The 2,107-nt window shown below is 42.6% G+C and carries 2 protein-coding genes; both read left to right on the top strand.

Annotation, left to right across the window (positions count from 1 at the left end; genetic code table 11):
- The first annotated feature begins 13 nt into the window (after window positions 1-13).
- Entirely contained in the window at window positions 14-1,693 is a 1,680-nt protein-coding gene (locus ACPLVF_RS11995) for an acyl-CoA mutase large subunit family protein (protein WP_424908057.1), read from the top strand.
- Window positions 1,694-1,705: 12 nt separating this feature from the next.
- Window positions 1,706-2,107, top strand: a complete 402-nt coding sequence (locus ACPLVF_RS11990) for a cobalamin B12-binding domain-containing protein (RefSeq protein WP_424908056.1) — start codon at window positions 1,706-1,708, stop codon at window positions 2,105-2,107.

Raw genomic sequence — 2,107 nt, 5'->3', positions numbered from 1 at the left:
GGAGGGAACAAACTTGTTTGATAAAGAAAGCCTCAATAGGATACAGGAAGAGAAAAAAAGATGGGAAGAGACTACAGTAAAGAAGACCGTTGCGAAAGCGCCCGAAAGATATGAAAAATTTTATACAGGTTCAAATATAGAAGTTGAACGTGTGTATACACCATTAGATGTACAGAATATAGATTATTTAAACGATTTAGGATTTCCGGGTGAATATCCCTATACAAGAGGAATACAGCCCACCATGTATCGCGGGCGGTTCTGGACGATGAGGCAGTATGCCGGATTCGGCACAGCAGAAGAATCCAATGAAAGGTATAAATATTTACTTTCGCAGGGGCAAACGGGCTTAAGCGTTGCTTTTGACCTTCCAACTCAAATAGGATATGACTCTGACCATCCCCTTGCCCAGGGTGAAGTAGGTAAGGTAGGAGTAGCCATAGACTCCTTAGAAGACATGGAAATACTCTTTAACGGAATACCCCTTGATCAAGTCAGCACATCCATGACCATAAACGCACCGGCCTCAATTCTTCTTGCCATGTATATTGCTGTTGCAGAAAAACAGGGTGTAAGTTCCGATAAATTATCCGGAACAATCCAAAACGACATATTAAAAGAATATGTAGCAAGGGGAACGTATATATTTCCACCAGAGCCATCCATGAGGCTTATCACCAACATATTTGAATTCTGTTCCAAACACGTTCCCAAATGGAACACCATAAGCATAAGCGGATATCACATAAGGGAAGCGGGAGCAACTGCAGTGCAGGAAGTTGCCTTTACCCTTGCAAACGGTATTGCGTATGTAGAAGCTGCCATAAAAGCCGGACTTGATGTAGATGAATTTGCCCCGAGGCTTTCCTTCTTCTTCAATGCCCATAACGACTTATTAGAAGAAGTAGCCAAATTCCGCGCAGCAAGGAGATTATGGGCAAAGATAATGAAAGAAAGGTTCAAAGCAAAGGATCCTCGTTCAATGATGCTGCGCTTCCACACTCAAACGGCTGGATCCACACTGACAGCACAGCAGCCGGATAACAACATTGTTCGCGTAACCATCCAGGCATTAGCGGCAGTATTAGGTGGAACCCAGTCACTGCATACCAATTCAAGAGACGAAGCCTTAGCCCTACCGACGGAGGATTCAGTAAGAATAGCCCTAAGGACACAGCAGATAATTGCGTACGAAAGCGGTGTAACAGAGACTGTAGATCCCTTAGCTGGTTCCTATTATATAGAATACCTAACCGACACCATAGAAAAGAAAGCAATGGAATACATTCAAAAAATAGATGAATTAGGCGGATCACCCAAAGCGATTGAGAAAGGTTATATGCAGCAGGAGATACAGGACAGCGCCTACAGATATCAGCAGGAAATCGAATCGGGCAGGAGGATAGTAGTAGGAGTAAACAAATTCCAGATAGAAGAAGAACCTCCGAAGAACCTATTAAAAGTAAATCCCGAAGTAGAAAAAGTGCAGAGAAGAAAATTAGAGAACTTAAGGGCAAGAAGGGACAACATAGCAGTAAAAAATGCATTGTCAATTCTTGAAGAAAAAGCAAAAACCAATGAGAACCTAATGCCTTATATATTGGATTGCGTAAAAACCTATGCGACCTTAGGAGAAATCTGCGATACATTGAGGAAAGTCTTTGGAGAATATAAAGCTACTGTTACATTTTAAGGAGGTGTAAGGATGGAGAGCACAAAAACAATACGAGTATTAATAGCAAAACCCGGTTTGGACGGACATGACAGGGGAGCGAAAGTAATAGCAAGGGCACTAAGGGATGCCGGAATGGAGGTAATATATACAGGACTTAGACAAACACCCGAACAGATAGTAGAAGCTGCCATACAGGAGGATGTAGATGTAATAGGGCTTTCCATATTGTCAGGAGCCCACAACGTGCTTTTCCCGAGGATAATGGAACTTCTAAAGGAAAAAGGGGCCCAAGATATACTCGTAATTGGCGGGGGAGTAATACCCCATGACGACATACCCTTCCTAAAACAGTGCGGGATAGCCGAAATATTCACCCCGGGCACACCCATTTCTACCATAGTAGAATTTATTAAGAACAACGTGAAAAAATAA

It is taken from the genome of Thermovenabulum sp. (genome assembly GCF_049701175.1).
GTDB lineage: Bacteria > Bacillota > Thermosediminibacteria > Thermosediminibacterales > Thermosediminibacteraceae > Thermovenabulum.
This window is presented reverse-complemented; position numbering and strand designations above follow the sequence as displayed.